The organism is Aestuariivirga sp., from assembly GCF_037139295.1.
Classification (GTDB): Bacteria; Pseudomonadota; Alphaproteobacteria; order Rhizobiales; family Aestuariivirgaceae; genus Aestuariivirga.
The window spans coordinates 1-1,728 of the sequence record NZ_JBAXGR010000296.1 but is presented as its reverse complement, the minus strand read 5'-3'; the positions used below and the strand labels follow the sequence as shown (position 1 = coordinate 1,728).

The following is a 1,728-nucleotide window of genomic DNA, read 5'->3' as shown; positions in this document are numbered from 1 at the left end:
CAGCGAAGAGGCCCGGTGTTGCCAACGGCAGAAGCACCTTCCATGCGACCCTCGTAGGCGAGGCGCCGAGGTTGCGCGCGGCATCGAGCACGTCCTGAGGAATGCCGGCGAGGGTCGCCGTCAGGACTCGGATCGTGAAGGGCATGATGACGATGGCCTGGGCCAGAACCACGCCCAGCACTGTCTGCGCAAGGTGGATGCGCATGAAGACAGCGCCGAGGCCGGTGGCCAGAACGATGCTCGGCATCATCAATGGCATCAGCACGATGAGCTCGATCAGCCGGCGGTGCCTGAGCGACCGGCGGGCGATCGCGTAGGCGCTGGGCAGTCCCAGCACCAGGGAAAGTAGAGTGACGAGGGCTGCGATTGAGAAGCTCATTGCGAAAGCGTGTGAGAGCTCCGGCACGGCGAACAGTGCCTGCCAATTGGCGCCCGATAGGCTCTGCGGCACGACGTCCGGTGGGAACCAGCCGGTCTTGGGATTGACGAGCGACCACAGCACCGCGACGAGGATTGGCAGACCGAATACCAACAAAGCGGCCAGCGCGGCAAGGCCGCCGACCAGCCGCCGCAGCGCCCTGCTTTTGGTGAACCACAGGAACATCAGCGCAAGTTTCCCTGCGGCGCACTGCGGGTAAGGCGATGATAGAGCACGAGCACCAGCGCCGTAGTGGTGATCATCACTACGCCAAGTGCCGAGGCCGTGCCCCAGTTGGCATGCAGCAAGAATTCCGCCGTCATCATCACGGCGATGGCGCGCGGGAAGGCGGGCCCGATGAGGGAAGGCACAGCGTAGCTTCCGAAGCAATCGATGAAGACCAGGAGCGCGGCCGCAGCGATGCCCGGCGCGCAGAGCGGAACCGTGATCCGCCTGAAAACGAACCACGGGCTGGCCCCCAGTGTCTTGGCCGCTTCATAGACATCCTGCGGAATGGATGCGGTGACGGCGGACACGATTAGGATACTGACCGGCAAGCTGTGCCATAACAGCACGATCACGATGCCCGTGCCCCAGCGGTTGTGCAGCAGGTCCGGCCAGACGATGCCCCAGGGTATCAGCAGCCTGGCGAGCATGCCGCCAGGCCCGATCATGGTGAGCACGAGAAAGGCCGCGATGAGGCTCGGCACCACCAGCGGCAGCTTATAGAGGAAGGTGATTAACCGCTTGCCCGGAACCTGCGTCCGCAGCAGCGCTGACACAGCCGTAGCGATGCCGATTGTCAACGCCGTAGTGACGAGTGCAATGAGCAGGCTGAAGCGGAAAGCACTGGTGAACAGCGGATTGCTCGCGATACTGGTATAGTTGTTGAGCGTCAGCTGTCCCGACTGGCCGAGTCCGAAGAGCCCGAAGCTTGCCAGCAGCAATTGTACTGCGGGAACGAGCATGGCAATCGTCAGGAAGCCGACGCCCGGACCCAGTAGCAGCGCGTCAAGCAGGCGAAACCGAGTCTTTTTTTCAGTGCCCGTGGGTCGCGCGCTCGTAATCTTCGCGCCGCTCATGGCGCACTTTGCCGGATGACGGGTGCAGTGGCCGGAAGTGCGATGGTGACACTCTCCCCGGCCTGCGCGAGTGCTGGGCCGGGTACCTGCACCCGCAGCGTGAGGCCGCCGGGCGCTGCGATGATATAGTCCGAGAGCGCACCCATGAAGGCGACATGGCTGACACGCCCGGTGAGTGCGCCCCGCTCCGCAGGTCCGAGCCGGATGTCCTCCGGCCTGATGCAGAGC

General features: G+C 64.1%; 3 protein-coding genes. All 3 read right to left on the bottom strand.

Annotation, left to right across the window (positions count from 1 at the left end; genetic code table 11):
- The coding region (locus WCJ41_RS22070; RefSeq protein WP_336907981.1) for an ABC transporter permease subunit at window positions 1-604 on the bottom strand (604 nt) is incomplete at its 3' end.
- Window positions 604-1,500, bottom strand: a complete 897-nt coding sequence (locus WCJ41_RS22065) for an ABC transporter permease (protein WP_336907980.1) — start codon at window positions 1,498-1,500, stop codon at window positions 604-606. The genes WCJ41_RS22070 and WCJ41_RS22065, both read right to left, overlap by 1 nt.
- The coding region (locus tag WCJ41_RS22060) for a TOBE domain-containing protein (RefSeq protein WP_336907979.1) at window positions 1,497-1,728 on the bottom strand (232 nt) is incomplete at its 5' end. The genes WCJ41_RS22065 and WCJ41_RS22060, both read right to left, overlap by 4 nt.

What these genes read in the sequence shown, in the direction of transcription:
- WCJ41_RS22065 (WP_336907980.1), bottom strand. Translation starts at nt 1,500, where the DNA reads ATGAGCGGCGCGAAGATTACGAGCGCGCGACCCACGGGCACTGAAAAA.